Annotated in this window: 15 protein-coding genes; 4 read left to right on the plus strand and 11 right to left on the minus strand. The window is 41.9% G+C overall.

What is annotated here, in order from left to right; genetic code table 11:
• The 3 genes from H7844_12445 to H7844_12455 form a co-directional block, all read right to left on the minus strand.
• The coding region (locus H7844_12445) for a hypothetical protein (protein ID MEO5358090.1) at positions 1 to 281 on the minus strand (281 nt) is incomplete at its 3' end.
• A gap of 46 nt (positions 282 to 327) precedes the next feature.
• Entirely contained in the window at positions 328 to 1,002 is a 675-nt protein-coding gene (locus H7844_12450; GenBank protein MEO5358091.1) for a hypothetical protein, read from the minus strand.
• Between the two features lie 28 nt (positions 1,003 to 1,030).
• Positions 1,031 to 1,894, minus strand: a complete 864-nt coding sequence (locus tag H7844_12455) for a tail fiber domain-containing protein (GenBank protein ID MEO5358092.1) — start codon at positions 1,892 to 1,894, stop codon at positions 1,031 to 1,033.
• A 95-nt stretch (positions 1,895 to 1,989) separates the two neighbouring features.
• Between H7844_12455 and H7844_12460 the strand changes: the two genes are divergently transcribed.
• The 3 genes from H7844_12460 to H7844_12470 all read left to right on the plus strand — a co-directional run bounded on the left by H7844_12460 (position 1,990) and on the right by H7844_12470 (position 4,502).
• A complete protein-coding gene (locus H7844_12460) occupies positions 1,990 to 2,496 on the plus strand; it encodes a hypothetical protein (GenBank protein MEO5358093.1) in 507 nt (168 codons plus the stop codon).
• Between the two features lie 528 nt (positions 2,497 to 3,024).
• Positions 3,025 to 3,174 (plus strand): hypothetical protein, encoded by a 150-nt coding sequence (locus tag H7844_12465; protein ID MEO5358094.1) that lies wholly within the window; start codon positions 3,025 to 3,027, stop codon positions 3,172 to 3,174.
• Between the two features lie 77 nt (positions 3,175 to 3,251).
• On the plus strand, positions 3,252 to 4,502 hold the full coding sequence (locus tag H7844_12470) for a hypothetical protein (GenBank protein ID MEO5358095.1): 1,251 nt from the start codon (positions 3,252 to 3,254) through the stop codon (positions 4,500 to 4,502).
• A 113-nt stretch (positions 4,503 to 4,615) separates the two neighbouring features.
• Here H7844_12470 and H7844_12475 read toward each other — a convergent pair whose 3' ends face one another.
• The 8 genes from H7844_12475 to tsaB all read right to left on the minus strand — a co-directional run bounded on the left by H7844_12475 (position 4,616) and on the right by tsaB (position 14,817).
• Entirely contained in the window at positions 4,616 to 5,113 is a 498-nt protein-coding gene (locus H7844_12475; GenBank protein MEO5358096.1) for a hypothetical protein, read from the minus strand.
• Positions 5,114 to 5,125: 12 nt separating this feature from the next.
• Complete coding sequence (locus H7844_12480) at positions 5,126 to 6,028, minus strand: glycosyltransferase family 2 protein (GenBank protein MEO5358097.1); 903 nt, start codon at positions 6,026 to 6,028, stop codon at positions 5,126 to 5,128.
• A 71-nt stretch (positions 6,029 to 6,099) separates the two neighbouring features.
• Positions 6,100 to 7,413, minus strand: a complete 1,314-nt coding sequence (locus H7844_12485) for a diguanylate cyclase (GenBank protein ID MEO5358098.1) — start codon at positions 7,411 to 7,413, stop codon at positions 6,100 to 6,102.
• On the minus strand, positions 7,410 to 7,847 hold the full coding sequence (locus tag H7844_12490) for a response regulator (GenBank protein MEO5358099.1): 438 nt from the start codon (positions 7,845 to 7,847) through the stop codon (positions 7,410 to 7,412). Before H7844_12490 ends, H7844_12485 begins: the two co-directional genes overlap by 4 nt.
• Positions 7,840 to 12,081 carry a PAS domain S-box protein gene (locus H7844_12495; GenBank protein ID MEO5358100.1) on the minus strand — a complete coding sequence of 1,414 codons (4,242 nt, stop codon included), beginning with the start codon at positions 12,079 to 12,081 and terminating at the stop codon, positions 7,840 to 7,842. The genes H7844_12490 and H7844_12495 overlap by 8 nt, the downstream gene beginning before the upstream one ends.
• A 342-nt stretch (positions 12,082 to 12,423) precedes the next feature.
• Positions 12,424 to 13,440, minus strand: coding sequence for a substrate-binding domain-containing protein (locus H7844_12500; GenBank protein MEO5358101.1), 1,017 nt, complete (start codon positions 13,438 to 13,440; stop codon positions 12,424 to 12,426).
• Between the two features lie 212 nt (positions 13,441 to 13,652).
• Positions 13,653 to 14,126 (minus strand): ribosomal protein S18-alanine N-acetyltransferase, encoded by a 474-nt coding sequence (gene rimI / locus H7844_12505; GenBank protein ID MEO5358102.1) that lies wholly within the window; start codon positions 14,124 to 14,126, stop codon positions 13,653 to 13,655.
• Positions 14,116 to 14,817, minus strand: a complete 702-nt coding sequence (gene tsaB / locus H7844_12510; protein MEO5358103.1) for a tRNA (adenosine(37)-N6)-threonylcarbamoyltransferase complex dimerization subunit type 1 TsaB — start codon at positions 14,815 to 14,817, stop codon at positions 14,116 to 14,118. Before tsaB ends, rimI begins: the two co-directional genes overlap by 11 nt.
• Positions 14,818 to 15,068: 251 nt before the next feature.
• Between tsaB and H7844_12515 the strand changes: the two genes are divergently transcribed.
• Positions 15,069 to 15,986, plus strand: coding sequence for a Gfo/Idh/MocA family oxidoreductase (locus H7844_12515; GenBank protein ID MEO5358104.1), 918 nt, complete (start codon positions 15,069 to 15,071; stop codon positions 15,984 to 15,986).
• The last annotated feature ends 26 nt before the right edge of the window (positions 15,987 to 16,012 follow it).

A 16,012-nucleotide genomic window follows, 5' to 3' on the forward strand; every position in this document is an offset into this window, starting at 1 on the left:
GTGACTGTTTTATCATTAGCGCTGAATTGCTGCGTTGTTTTTGCCGCTATTGTGGATAAATTATTTGCCGTGCCTGATGCTGTGCCTGTCGGGTTCGAACCTACCGTGAATGTTGTGCTGAGGCTCTCCGATGACATGTTAGACACCACGCAATAGGTTACATTATTGCCGTGGCTGTGAAAGTACGGCATGTAATAATAGACTGTGTTTGCCTCGCTAAACATCATCGTTGAGGCTATTGCCAAAATGATTGTTAACAATATCAGTGTAAGTTTTTTCATTAGTATTTCCTCCGTTAATTTGATTATATTTTTCCTCTTTTAATTTTTAGTATCCGGCAACAATACTCTTCCCACCGGCTCCCGCCGTGCTGTTATCCTGACAAACAATGCCTGCTAAATTCCTTTTTGGGCTGCTTGTGCCCTGAAAACATGATATTAAAACGCTGTTACAGTTTAATCCGGTGTTTGTTGAATAAAATACAAGGCTTCCACCGTAGGAATAGCTGCTCCCGAGTTCTGATGACAACCCTACTGTATCATTCCCAAAATATACAGAATCACCGCTAAATGTTATCATCTTGCTCATTTTGCTATAGAGCTTAGTTGTGGTAAATTCCTTCAATGCTCCTGTGGCAGTTCCGGCGGAATTTGCCTTCATCGCAAAGTACAAACCCGTAATGTTATCCGATGACACATTAGACACCACGCAATAGGTAACATTATTTGCACTGATATGAAAATACGGCAATGAATACGTGACTCTCGATTTGGCAGATGATGTTACGTTGTCTGCATTTACTGTAGTAGTTGTGGTTGATGCTGCAGTTGTGGTTGAAGTGCCACCGCCGGATGTTGCCGTCGTTGTGGTTGTGGTTGTGCCGCTGGATGTATCCCACGAATCCGAGTCCCACACCAAGCTGTCCCATAAACTGCTGGCTGCAACTACAATTGAGGGCAGTAACACCAAAAACAACAACTGTAGTATTATTTTTTTCCTCATAATCTCTCTCCTGATTTATGGTTAACAGCTATTTAGTTTCATTTTTATTTTCAAGCCTATCAACTTTTTCTGATAAAGCAGCTATTGTTTTTTGCTGTTCCTGAACCACCTTTGTTAGCAGAGCCACGACATCCATTGAGCTTAAACCCTTACGGTCTTTGGTTGCTATCAGCTCCGGCACGTCTTCGGCAATAAACCCGATGTGCTTATCTGATTTATCAGTCTTATAATTAAAAGTTACCGGTTTAAGCTGTTCAAATGCCTCCAATGCCTTTTCAGATGATAACTCTTTTATATGCTCCTTGTAAGCTCTGCTTGAGGCATTAGTCCAAACTCCTCCGGTTGTTACATAAGCGCCTGAGCCCATGTGTAGGGGGTAGGAGGGGGAAGTTGTACCGATGCCAAGGTAGCCTCTAGTTCCAGAATCATAATTCTGTAATCTCATGTACTCATTCCCGTCAGTATCCATCCAAAGCCAGTGCCCATGATTAGTTCTCATTTCCATATTATTACCGTAGACATTACTTATGATTTGAAACCAAGTGGATACTCCTGATATAAATCCAATAGCACCATAACCACCTGCTGCATTACCAATATAAATCTTCCCCATTGAACCGCTTGATGTCCCTCCAACCTGCAGAAGTCCCATTGGACTTGATTCTCCAATCCCAACATTCCCATTGCTGTAATACAAATTACTTCCGCTTAGTTCCCAACTTCTATTGGCAAGGTAGGTGAAGTTGCTGTTTACCTCGCTTGATTTTGCAGTTGTGCCGGAGCTAAAGGTGTAAGGAACTGTGGCTGCGTATGCAACAACCGCCAAAACTAAAACCAATAAAACCACTAATACACCATACTTAAACGACTTTTTCCCAATAAAACTTTTCATGACATGCCTCCCATATTTGTTTTGATATTTGAATTAATGAAAAATGCCGGTAGTTAAGTCCACGAATAAAAGACTGGATTCCCGTTTTCACGGGAATGACAGAAAGGGAAAACGGAATGACAGAAAGGGAAAACGGAATGACAGAAAGGGAAAACGGAATGACAGAAAGGGAAAACGGAATGACAGAAAGGGAAAACGGAATAACAGAAAGGGAAAACGGAATGACAGAAAAAGAAAACGGAATGACAGAAAGGGAAAACGGAATAACAGAAAGGGAAAACGGAATAACAGAAAGGGAAAACGGAATAACAGAAAGGGAAAACGGAATGACAGAAAGGGAAAACGGAATAACAGAAAAAGAAAACGGAATAACAGAAAGGGAAAACGGAATGACAGAAAGGGAAAACGGAATAACAGAAAGGGAAAACGGAATGACAGAAAGGGAAAACGGAATGACAGAAAAAGAAAACGGAATGACAGAAAAAGAAAACGGAATGACAGAAAGGGAAAACGGAATAACAGAAAGGGAAAACGGAATGACAGAAAGGGAAAACGGAATGACAGAAAGGGAAAACGGAATGACAAAAGGGAAAACGGAATGACAGAAAAAGAAAACGGAATAACAGAAAGGGAAAACAGAATGACAGAAAGGGAAAACGGAATGACGCCCTCCTCTGTCATTCCCGACTCCGATCGGGAATCCAGTCCCTTTTTTCTTCCCCTGTAGTTCTGGTTTTGAAGGCGAACTGATAGCATAGGTTAAACAGGACAAGAATCTACCATAAGCCGTATATGACAGAGCTTTGTGTGAAACTGGTTTTTCTTTTTTAAGAGTTTGAAATGGCTGGTGAGGGTTTACTTTTTTGCGATAGATAGATAGATAGATAGATAGATAGATAGATAGATGTTGCGCTGATTAATTGCGCCCTTCCATTAGTTATAGAAATACACAACATTATTTCGCCTGCTACCTCCTAACTTTGTGGTATGAGTTTAGACTATATTTGTAAAAAAGTCAAGGGAAAAATTGTTCAAATATTTGAAATATTTGCTTGTTTGTAGTTGTTGTATGTTAAGCTAAAGTATCGGTAGTTTCGCTTATATTAGCAAAAGAAAAAGGAGAGCACGTAATGAAGGTATCAGATATGACGGTAGATCAACTGGAAACCTTAATGGAACGAGTAGTAGGCAAGTTTTTAGACCCTGACTATGGGCTTGAAATGAAAGATGAATTTATAAATGAAGTTCTCGATTCTATAAATGACAGAGGTAGTCTGTAGCAACCTGTGAAGACTGGATTGAGGGTATTAAAGGTATGCTTTAACTCAAAGATAGTAACTTTACAATGGAGGGCACAATGGCAGAGTATGAGACACCGACAATAGATATCCGCTACGGCGCATATAACGGTACTAAAACAAACAGCGCATATTTTTGGCATTATCTGAGCCGGATTTACCACTGGCGGCAGAACACAGGACTAATTCCAAATATCGAAAAGATGGATTCCCTGACAATGCAGGTTGATTGTGGAAAAAGGATTAAGGCGGTTAAAGAGCTGCTGCTTACCTCAGCATACGACTTTCAATATACTTTTGAAGATACCGATTTTATTACATCAGTGTTATGCTACAAAAATGACCCAATGGTTCCGGTAATTTTCATAAGAGAACCAAAATCAGATATTGCTTCCGGCATATTTCGTCTGTTTAACGATATAACACTAAATCGCAAAGGCTCATCGGCAAGATTTATCGGTGAGGCATACCTGGTTAAGGATATTGACGATGTGTATAGAGTGCAAAGTGAAGCCGGTACACGGTTTTTTACAGATGGTATTGCCGGTTCAGTTGAAGACGGCATCAGATGGATTGAAACCCTGCCCTCTGTTTACACCCAAAACACGGTAAAGTATGTCCGGTACTATGGCGATGAAAAGGTATTACACCCAAAACGTTTTAACATTATCACCGAATCTGCAGAAACACTGAGAAGTTTTTCAGAGATTAAAGACAACATGCGTCAGGCCGGTATAACAGATATTGTTTTACCTGTAGATCACGTGGCAACCCGTATTTTCCACCATGACAGGGAGGATGCCATACTTGAAATAGTTAAACTTACCCATATGTATCCGTGGGGCGCCTATAATATTGATGAGATGGATAGCTCCACCAACCCTGTACGCAACGTGTATAACATGCCGGAGCGCCATAGCCCGGCTAAAGTCTTCACAGCCGGAAACTGTGGAGCATTTCTGCGTTTTCTGTCCACACGGCCTGCCCCGACCGAAACCTTCTGTGAAAATTTTGGCAGGTCCCTTCACCACATCGCTTATGATGTTAAAGAGGACGATATGGACGGCCCCGATAACCACAACATAGACACAGTGGTTTCTTATTTAAAAAAGAATGGTTTTAACTTTGTTGACAACTTAACCGGCACTAAAGCCGAAGGGCTCAGACAGGTTTTTTCAAAACGCTCGCCTCACACCGGCTGGGTCACAGAGTATGTTGAGAGATTTGGCGGCTTTCACGGATTTTTTACGAGAAAAAACGTGGCGTTTCTTACACAGGCAGCCGGAAAAGACGAGGGAGTCATAAAGTAACATAGCCATTGACAGGGTGGCTCAAGGGGGCATCGCTCCCTTGCAGAATGGGGTTTTATTCCAATTCTAATTCATTTGTCTAACTTTGTTGGCATAGTCGAAAGGTCCTTGCCCTAATCTCCCTTCTCTTTCTTCTTAATAACACGAATGCCCAGGATATGCCATATGATAAAGAGGACGATGGCGGCCGGGATAGCAAAGAACATGGAAGCTGCTCCAATTACACCGCCTTTGAGAGCGGTCATAAGGACCCTCAGAGTTGTCAGCGATTTAAAATCGGTATTAAGGTTACAGATATACCGCTCAGTGGCACCAATAGTTAGTGCAAACATAAAGACATTCAAAAATCCCGAACCTGTGATATTACCTGTGGGCACTATCACGGCATCGTAGTCCCCCGTTTTAAACGGACGCATGACAGAGAAGTTTCCCTTATACGGGTAAACTAAAACTTTAACGCCGCCGTACTTTTCAGCCATCTCTTTACCGTGTGCGTGGGTCAGAATGCTTATCTCCGCTGTTTTGAATTTTTTCCTGACCTTACCAATTACCTTATCTATGTGCTGAAAACCACAAGAGCGTATTATTAGTACCCGTCCGTTATTTTTCATAATATTTTCTCTCTACCTGTACATTGTAAAAGGTGAGGTCATATGTATGCGCATATTCTTTGCAACCTCTTTTTTAACAGGCATACGCTTTTTTAATATGTACCTAAGACCTCCTACTGCATCTACAAATGACTTTAAATACACACCCGTACCTTGCTCTATCGAGTAGTAGAGGCAATGGTATATCAGTTTAAAGGTATTTTTCCACATGAGGGTTTGAGGATAGTTTTTCCATAATACCCAAAACAGGTTTCTTGTATAATAAAACGGTGCACGGGTGGATTCCCTGTTTGACGGTGAGTTTTTGTGGTAAGAAACCAGATCTGGGAAAAATTTAACTTTAAAGCCAAGATTCCACACCCTCAGTGCCAGGTCGGTTTCGTTAAAGTATAGAAAAAACTCTTCAGGGTACCCCCCGATAGCATCTATTATCTCCTTTCTCAGCCCTGCCCCTGCCCCATTAAACGACATTATATAATTGTTGGAAAGAGTCTCCTCTTTTTCTGTTTTATCGTCAACCTTGCCTGTGGTCTCCCTGTAATTATAATAATCCCTGACGTCAAAAGCGGCAACACCAAGAAGCGGGTCTTGTTCAAACTTCTCCACCATTTTCTCAATAGCCCCTTCCTCAGGAAAACTGTCGTCATCAAGAATCAGGATGTACTTGCCCGCTGAGTGTTTAAATCCAACATTATAGGCGGAAACTCCAGTATTTTCCTGTAAGTTAATAAGCCGTACAGTGCGAAACTCCCTTTGTACCATCTCGGCGGTACCGTCGGTTGAGCCGTTTTCCACAACTATGATTTCCAGGGCGGGATACTTCTGATTTAAAAGCCTCAGAAGTCCCTCCCGCACATCCTCTTTACGGTTATAGGAAACCATCACGGCACTTACAAGATGATTTTCAAGTATCACTTTAACTTATCGCCGCAATTTAGCTGTTTTTAATAATAAAAAACAATACATAGGTTCAATGCAAAATACACTCATTGTTTGAGCCCTTTTTTTCTCATTTTATTTTCATACATCAGAGTATCGGCCTGCTTTGTAAGATCATCAATGGAAACTGATGAGTTCGGATCATATGGAACCACCCCATCGCTGATAGAGAGTTTAAAAGGATGTCTCTGTGTGTTGTTAAAACTATCCACACTTTCGTTAAGTCGTGCTCTTATTGTTTCAGTTTCCAACGATTCGGAATCAGTCACCAGAACTATGAATTCATCCCCGCCAATTCTTGCTATAATGTCAGTCTCTCTGAAGGTTTCTTTCAGTACTGATGCGGCACCGCTGATAGCAAGGTCTCCGGCCTCGTGGCCGATGGTATCGTTTATATGCTTTAAGCCGTCAAGATCAAGAAACACTAAAAGCATCTGCCTGCCGTAACGCTTAGCTACTTTTATTTGCTTTTCGGCAAGAGTGTAAAAGCCCCGCCGGTTATATAAACCGGTCAGCTCATCCACTAAAGACAACGTTTGGAGTTTTTCTCTGAGCTCTACAACCTCAGTGATGTCCGTACCGATGCAGACTACCCGCTTTTGTGATGGCAAATCGCCGGTTTCTTTACTTTGGTTTTCACCTATACAGGTGGTATTCCAGTTTATGTGTTTTTTCCCACCGTCTTTAGACGGCGCCATAAGTTCAAAAGAGAAAACACCCGGTGAGCCAAACGCCGCTTTGAATTGTTCATTTTTCTCCGTCTCCTCAGGCTCAATAAACCAGTCCGCCCAGTTGACACCTATAAGTTCTTCAACCTCGTATCCTAATATCTGTGTAGCTGCAATATTAATAAATTGAACCATTCCGTTTAAATCCAGCTCACACACTATAACAGGCATAAATGAGACAAGTTCCCTGTACTTAAGTTCGGAGTTCATCAGGGCCTTCTCAGCGGCTATTTTGTTTCTCTCCAGTTCCCCTGTTTTTACTGCATTAGATATCGAATGACAAATGAGTTCCTGCGAGAGTTTCCACTTGTTAAGGTAATCCCTGACTCCTTTTTTCATTGCGTGCACGGCTGTCATTTCATCGCCCTGACCGGTCAGCATTATTACCGGCACTACTAATCCTTCACCCAGCAGCCAATCAACAAACTCTATACCGTCCCGGTTGCCAAGCATGTAATCCACTATTATTACGTCATAGGAATTGTCTCTTACCAACTGCTGCCCATCCTCCACCGAGCGTGCCTCATCTATTTTGGGTGGATTCTTTTTGAAACCCTTTCTTATCAAATCCCGCGCTATAAGGGCATCTTCCTCGTCATCATCTATCAATAGTATTCTTAATGCCGCAGTCATTGCCGGCCTCTTTTAGGCAGTAGTACAGTTTCAAACCAGTAACGGAATGTTATCGACAGAGTGCTGAGTAACTGCGAAAAAACATTGGGTTTTTTTATATATGAGTTGACACCCAAAAGGTAACATTTTTCAACATCCTCAGCAGCATTTGATGTGGTCATAACAATTATGGGTATTTGGGAATATTGTTTGTCATTTTTTAAATCGCTAAGTACCTCAAAGCCATCTTTTTTAGGCATATTCAAATCCAAAAATATCAAATCAGGGAGAGTTGTAACTGAAAGATGCCGAGGAAGTTCTTCACTGTCTGAAATCCAATCAATCTCCGCAGGTATCTCTATCTTTTTTAACGCATCACGAAAAAGCAGATAATCATCCTCATCATCATCAACAAGCAATATGTTAAAAGGAGTTACATTACTATTTTCACTCATCCTCAGTGTCCTTTTTTTCAGGATTTTCATGTATTATTGGCAGCCTTATGGAAAACACCGTCCCCTCACCCAGCACACTGTCAACTGAGATGGTGCCACCATGCCGTTGCACTATTTTTTCACATATGGCAAGCCCCATGCCTGTTCCCTCATATTGGCTCTTTGTGTGAAGCCTCTGAAATGGTTTAAATATCTTATCCACGTACTTCATATCAAACCCCGCTCCATTGTCCTCAACACTTAAATTACAAAATCCTCCTGTCTTTCCTGTACAACGTATTTTTACTACAGGCGGGACGCCCTCACGGAGAAACTTCAACCCATTGGCTATCAGATTCATAAATAATTGCTGCATTTGAAAACGGTCGGCATCTATTACACAAAGCTGCTTGGCCTCAATTGAGCCTTTGCTTCTTAGAAGCCTTACCTCAAGGTCTGCTTCAATCTCTTTTATAATAGCATTCAGGTCAGTTGGAGCGAATGGTTTTGCACGTGTTGTTATGCGTGAGAAGTTTAACAGATCATCTATAAGCCGCTGCATTCTCTCCGCCGCAGACTGCATTCTGTTTAGGTAATCTGTGCCGTCACCGGTGAGTGACCCGGCAGCCAGCTCCCTTAATCTCTCCCCAAAGGCCACTATTTTCCTGAGTGGTTCCTGAAGATCATGAGATGCAACATTAGCAAAGTCCTGAAGGTCCTGATTGCTTCGCTTTAGCTCGGATGCATAGCGTGTAACGGAATCTTTCATCTCCACTATTTCCGTAATATCTGAAATCAGGGCAAAAGCCCCTGTAACCACTCCAGTTGCATCCTTTACCGGTGTTGCGTTTACTCTCGTATGAATTTTTGTGCCATCAGTTGCCTTGAGAGTTAAATTTGCAGCTACTCCATTGCCGCTCATCAGTTCCTTAAGTACCTCGATAAAATGCTCCCGCTCATCTTTATCAATGAAATGGAATATCCCCTTTTCCCGTATCTCGTTAAGTGTTGACTTAACCATCGAGCAGGTCGAATCATTTGTCCAAACAACACGCATTGCTTTGTTTATCTCTATAAATCCCTCTGATGTGCTGTTTATTATGTTTAAGTACTTCTCCTCAGATTTTCTGAGTGCCTCCTCAACTCTCTTATGTTCCGTTGTGTCTATGCCCATACCGGCAAGTAGTCTGCGTCCTGTGATGTCTTTATATGGAAATTTAATAATAAGCCACTGGTGAACACCATCTGCTTCAGGAATGTTTTCCATAGTATCAATGGTCTTCTCCACGGCTATGGCCATAGAATCGTGGGCTCTCATAGCTACAGCCGTATCTGATGGGAATATATCAAAATCAGTCTTACCTATCAGCTCATTTTCTGCGTGATTAGTTACCCTGTTAAACTTATCGTTAACAAAGACATATTTTCCATCCTCGTCCTTTATAAAAGCCATCATAGGACTTTTACTCATAAAGCTCTGAAATAGCGCCTGGCTTAATTCAAGATTCTTCTCAGTCTTTTTTCGTTCCATAATTCCTGCAAGGGTGTTTGCAATTGCAGTCAGAAATTCCACTTCCCTGTCATCACGCTTATGCCCTTCCTTAACGTACAGGTTAATCACACCCATAACGGTTTTATCACTGGCAATTATTGGTACGCAGTAGTGCCCGTGAGGGGTAATCCCGTCAAATGTTACGTCATGCCTGTCATCCAGTCTGTCGGTAAAAACAACTTCTTTTGACACTGCTGCACGTCCGCATATGCATGTGCCAAAGGGCAGCCACTTACAAAGAGTTAGGATTTCATGAGAAAGCCCCCTGTTAGCTTTCATTGAGAGCATTTCTGAGCCATTTTCTGTTAAGAAGATACAACCCTTTGATTCAAGAGCAAGCCATTTAATATCCAGTATAAGATCAATGACCTCCTCAAGTTGATTTTCAAAGGGAATTGATTCCATAGATATAGACAAAATAGCACTCGTTACACGCTGAATATCATAGTGTCTTCTGTTTTCCTCCTCTAAAAGTTTACGTTGTGTTATATCCTTTATAAAGGCAAAGAGGAGTTTCTCCTGAGGTAAGAAGTTTATACTAAGTTCAACATGAATAATGCTTCCATCCTTGCATCTGTGTGTAGTCTCAAAACCAGCTCCACCGGCTTCTAGTATTCTTGCAATGCTATGTTTTAATCCCTCAATAGTTTTTGTTGGCTCTATATCCAATATACTCATTTGCAGCAACTCATGCTTTTCGTACTTCATAATACGACAAAATGCGTCATTTACATCTACAAATTTCCCATCCATATCTGTCAATGAAAAACCATCCAGTGATGTGCTGAGAATTGCTTTACTCCGCTCTTCCAGACGTACCCTCTGTGTTATATCCCTTATAAAGGCAAAGAGAATTTTCTCCTGGGGTAAAATATTTATGCTGGCCTCAACAAATATTGTGGAGCCGTCCTTATTTTTGAGCTTACCATCTAAACGGCCGCCACCCTTTTTAATTATTTCTGAGATATCTTGCTTTACATCATCTTGTGTTTTTAATATTTCTATGTCTGATACAAACATTTTCAACAATTCTTCTCTCTCATACCCTGTCATTTTACAGTAAGCATCATTTACAAAAGTAAAACTGCCATACATATCCGTCATTACAAACCCATCAAGTGATGTACTCAGAATTGCCTTGCTTTGCTCCTCAGCACGTCTCCTTTCGAGTATTTCCATTGAGAGTCTCTCATTAGCCAGTTTTAATTCCAGAGTTCTTCTTTCCACCTTTGTCTCAAGCTCTTCTTTTGCACGTTTGATTTCCTCTTCATATAGCTTACGTCTTGTTATCTCCCTCGTCATGACTACAGTCATGGGCTGACCCCTGAATTCCATAAGATTAATACCAACTTCCATTGGAAAAGTGCTTCCATCTTTACGTCTGCCGGATATTTCCAACATTTTTACTTTATGCTCTGTGGTGCTGAGTGTATCATGTATTTTTTTATATTGATCAGAGAGAAGAAGCATAAAGTTCTGTCCCAGAGCTTCATGTGCACTGTAACCAAATATATGCTCTGCTGAATTATTAAATACGCTAATTGTCTTATTTTCATCTATAGCTATAATTCCATCAGGAACATTTTCCAATATAGCCCTTATGCTGTTTTCACTGTTTTGCAGCTCCTGTGATTTTTCAAGCAATGCGTTTCTTGAAAATATAATTTCCTCGAAAAGTCTCTTAAACCTCAGTTCCAGCAGTGTTAGATGATCAGCAATACTGCTGTCCTTGTCTAAAGTCAGACCGGCCTCTTCTGAAAATTTTATAATCCCACGATTAAGGCGTATAATCTTTTTCACTACAAAGATCATTATGGTTATGAAGGAAAGTATCATGAAAGAAGCAGCCAACGTGCTTAGTAACAGGCTCTTTCGCCGGATGTCTTCGCTTAACTTATCAACATCTGCATTAGATATTAAAGAAGCAAACATTATCGCAGTATCTGCATCTCCATAATCTAAAAAGGATTTCCCCACAAAAGTAAAATTATCTTTCAAACTTTCAAGCGTCGATCCCTGTGGTAAACTATTTGGTTTATTAGTAGCTAAAATTTTCATATACTTTCCGGAAGCAAGGGCTACGGAGCTTTGCCCAACGGTTCCAAAAACTTCCTCAAGCAAGTCGGAATTTATATTATGGGCTATCATTATTGTGGCTATAGTGTTTCCGCTGCTGTTTTTGACCACCTCAGAGGCCAGTATTAAAAGCTCTCCGTCAATAACAGTTTGAAAAGTTTGGTTGTAAGTCATTTGCATTAGTGCGGCGGATGGTTTCAAAAGGCTTTGCCTAGGCGGGTCTGTGTTGTTTTGAAACAGCTCCCTTAAATTTCCCTCAGCATCAAACAACAGTGCATAGTCGAAATGTGGGAATATTCTTAGTACCGATGCCGGAGGCATCCAGGGAGGTGTGTCTTTCATGACAACCGGCTTTGTGGGACTGTCCCATTTTACTTTAGTAACATAGCTTATAACGTTTGGATGCGTTGCAAAAAGTTTGACATACTGATGGTAGCCAAGGTAATACTTGTCAAAAACACGCCTGTTTTCAGTTGCCTGCATGGCAAGCCTGTCGGTTAGTTGGGCATGCAGCAGTTCTCTGAGGTTTTTATCAAGGATATAGCCGCTTACGGCACTTACGGCAAGGCCAACCAGCACCGTAATAAAAGCCATCTTTAAAGTCAGAGATATGCGGCCTAGATTCATTTAAAGATACTCATAACAACCCTTGAGTGACTATATCGTAGGGGGCTTTCCATTTCCCCTCCCTTAACGGAAGGGGCCGGGGGAGGATGTTTGTAAAAAATCTACCCCCCCACCCTAACCCTCCCCCGCAAGGTGAGAGGGAACATTTATAGGCTAAGAGTTTTATCTGATCCCTTAACATGATTCTACCCTGTTGGAGCGATCTTGCAGAGTGCTCCAGTGGAGGTGAAAATCAATAAAAAACTGGATTCCTGCTTTCGCAGGAATGAAAAAAAGGAACATAGCCCTTCTCTGTCATTGCCGCCTACAAGCGGGAATCCAGCCCTTTTCCTTTTAAGTTTATTAGTTAGGTTCACCTGTAAGCTCATTGCCGTCAAATTTCCAGCCTGCTTTTCTTAACTCAGTTGAAGGCACTATGTAATAACTCTTATCTATCTTATCAAGGTTTTTCATAATGTAGTCGGCCAGTTTGCCGGCTTTTTCATTAATAAGGCCGGGGGCATCCCACACTGTTATGTTAAAAGTACGGTATATGTGATACTTACCGCTGACTAATGCAGCGTTATCGTAAGGGGAAAACCCGTCTATAGAGAGTGCCTTGAGCATAGATTTTTTGTTGTGGTGGTCAACCATCCAGAGTGTTTCATACCCGACGGCTCCTTTTACTGAAGATACCTGTGTAAGCATATCTGCGATAGAGCCGACATCCATTGCCCTGGGGCTGAATAAATCCTCGGTAGCGAGAATTAAGCACCAGTGGCCGGGGCGGTTTTTACAGTGGAGTCTTATGACAGGCTTTATCTCCGCATCCTGTGCTTTTTTGTCTTTTAACTGAGACCACTTATCCACCTTACCCCTGAAAATATTTCTTAACTCTTCAGATGTGATGTTTTCAACAGGATTTTCCTTGTTAACCAGGATAGCCAGTGAGCCTATGCCCAGGTTTAAGTATTTGAGGCCCGGCAGCCGGTCTATCTCACCCGGAGGGCAGCACATACCGGAGATATCAACGGTTTTTTTCGATACAGCCCCTGCAGCTATTCCACAGGTGCCTTCCTCTACAGCAATTTTGAGGCCGGTTTTCTTTTCGTACTCTCTTATTATCGGCAGTAGAGCAGGGTATATCTGCTGGTCAAGTGCCACGGCAATATCCGCCCCTTTTGCCCATGATTCATACTTTATGGGAGCTTTCATCCACTCATCAGACATCTTAAAAATCTTTTTTGAGTCAGAGAAAGGAGCACCCCTCAGAGGATCTTTGACCGGTTTCTCCGCTGCAGTTACAGGATAGTTTAAAAACATAGCGCATAAAAATATTACCGCTAAAACACCGCCTGAGATATAAGCTATTTTCTTCATAAAATCCTCCTTGTTGATTTCTTTCGCTACACGAAAACTTCTATTTTCCGTGCTAATTAATCCCGCCGCCAAACACTAAATAAACCACAGAGATTCGCTGGTACATTATAACAGTTTTATATAGAATTATTTTATAAAAATAAATAAAACAGTGGATGAACTATTGCAGCAATGGAGAGAAGTTTTTCAGAGATGTATTATAAAGACAAGAGTTAAATCATAGCCTGATTTCTAATTTCCAGCATCATGACTATAGCATCCTCATCGGGTTTAATATAGTAGTCTTTTCTTGCGTAAAGAACTTCAAAGCCATGTTTTTTATAAAAATCCACAGCAGGGGTATTTGAATGCCTTGCCTCAAGGAATATCTTACCTGAGAAGTGGTGTTGTCTCAGAGTTAGTAAAAGAGTTTCAAAAAGAGCCGTGCCTATACCATTTCTTCTGAACTGTGGCAGCAGAGCAAGTTTGAGTATGTGGGCCTCATCAAGTATCTCCTGAGCACAGAGGTAGCCGGCAATCACACCATCGTGTAAAACCACAAAGTTTATCGAATAGTCGTTTTCCAGTTCATGCTTAAATGATCGTTGGGTCCATGGATATGGAAAAGAAATGTTCTCTATAGCACTGACTGCCTCAATATCGTCATAAACCATGGTGCGTATATGTGTTTGAATTTTACCGGCCATCTGCCCTGCTCTGTCCTCCACCACCCTTTAAATACAGGGGTTTAAGCATCTCAGCGCTGATACCACCGCCGTAGTTCAGTTTTTTTAATCCGGCTGCGGCTACGGCGGCAGGTGAAATGTATTGGTGTTGAGTGCCGCAAAACAGGGCATTGTCTCCAAGCAGTTGTTGCAGCCTGTCCTTGTATTTTATTGAGCCGTCGCCTGTGAGGATTGTCCTGCCGTGTAGTTTTTCACATATCTCATCCAATTTATAAACACCACCTTGTACGATCTCTTTTAAATCACCATTGAGCTGTTGTGAAAATACGGCACCGTAGAGGTCATCTTTTCTTGCATCAAGTAATACACATACCGGATAGCCTGTATAAGGGAAATTCAGTGCCAGCCCTTCAAATGTGGATATTGGAATAACCGGTTTAGTACTGACAAGCGCAAATCCTTTGACCGTATTGATTCCAACTCTTAAGCCTGTAAAAGAGCCCGGACCGGTTGTAACTACAAAGGCATCAACCGAGCCGACAGTGGTATCCGATTCCCGGAGGATATAGTCCAGAGCCGGCATAAGCCTCTCAGAATGTGTTTTTTTATCGGGAACCAGGTTCACCCTCAAGTCAGCCAAAAGACCGCCTACGGAATCAAAGACGGCAACCCCACCGACCGTTGATGACGTATCAATGCAAAGCAGCCTCATGTCCCAATATCTTAATAACTTTAGAACAAAAACATCAAGCTATACTAACACCAAACACTTGCAATTTTACCACCCTTAGCTGTACCATAGTGAGAGTCTTGCTTATTAACACAATTAAAGGAGCATAGTGGTTTTTATATATTATGATAGTCCAAACTCAGAGGAGTTTATAAAAAAAACCACAAAAATCCGGCTTATATACCGGATAACAACGAGGGGGGGAGCTTACGAATAAAAATTCAAGGCTTAGAGTGGGAGTAATCGGCACAGGGTATTTCGGCAGACACCATGCCCGCGTGCTTTCAAAACTTAAATACGCTCAACTTTCAGCCATATCAGATGTAGATTTAAGCGCTGCTTCAGAGCTCGGCAGGACTCTAAATGTCAGGGTTTACGAAAATTACCGGCAGATATTAAAAGACGTTGATGCTGTGGTAATTGCCACCCCTACCGCCACTCATCACAAGATTGCCATGGAATGTATGAGTGAGGGCAGACATGTGTTTGTAGAAAAACCAATTGCCGCAGACATAGGCGAGGCTGTGGAGATGATACAAATAGCACAAAACAAGGCGCTTGTGCTTCAAGTCGGGCATATTGAGAGATTTAATCCGGGCTTTAATGCACTCAGTAAATCTCTGGCCGGTGATACACCTGTGTTTATAGAGACCGAGCGCATATCGCCTGTGATACCAAGGGCGCTTAACGTGGATGTCACCCTTGATCTGATGATTCACGACATTGACATAGCATATGCAATAGCACAGTCTGAGGTCAAATCCGTAAGGGTATCAGGTGCTGCGGTGCTCTCTGAAAAAATAGACGTTGCAAGGGCATGGATTGAATTTGAAAACGGAGTGGGCGCCCTGCTTACATCAGACAGACTATCTAAGGAAAAGCGCAGGACACTAAGAGTAACCGGCATGAATAATTTTCTCAGCCTTGATTACATAACACAGGAGCTGCTATGTTATGATTACAGGGGTAAGGTGGAAACAGCGGCCATAGCAGCCGGCAGCGAGCCGTTAAAAGAAGAACTTATGAGTTTCACAAACTCAGTGATAAATGCAATACCCCCGGTTGTATCGGGGCATGACGGGCAAAGGGCCCTTGGCCTTGCCCTGGAGATTAGCGCCGCTATAAGAGACTGTAGCAGAGGGAGAGCGTAGGGCGAAATCATAAAAACTACTATGCA

The organism is Nitrospirae bacterium YQR-1 (assembly GCA_039908095.1).
Classification (GTDB): Bacteria; Nitrospirota; Thermodesulfovibrionia; order Thermodesulfovibrionales; family Magnetobacteriaceae; genus Magnetomonas.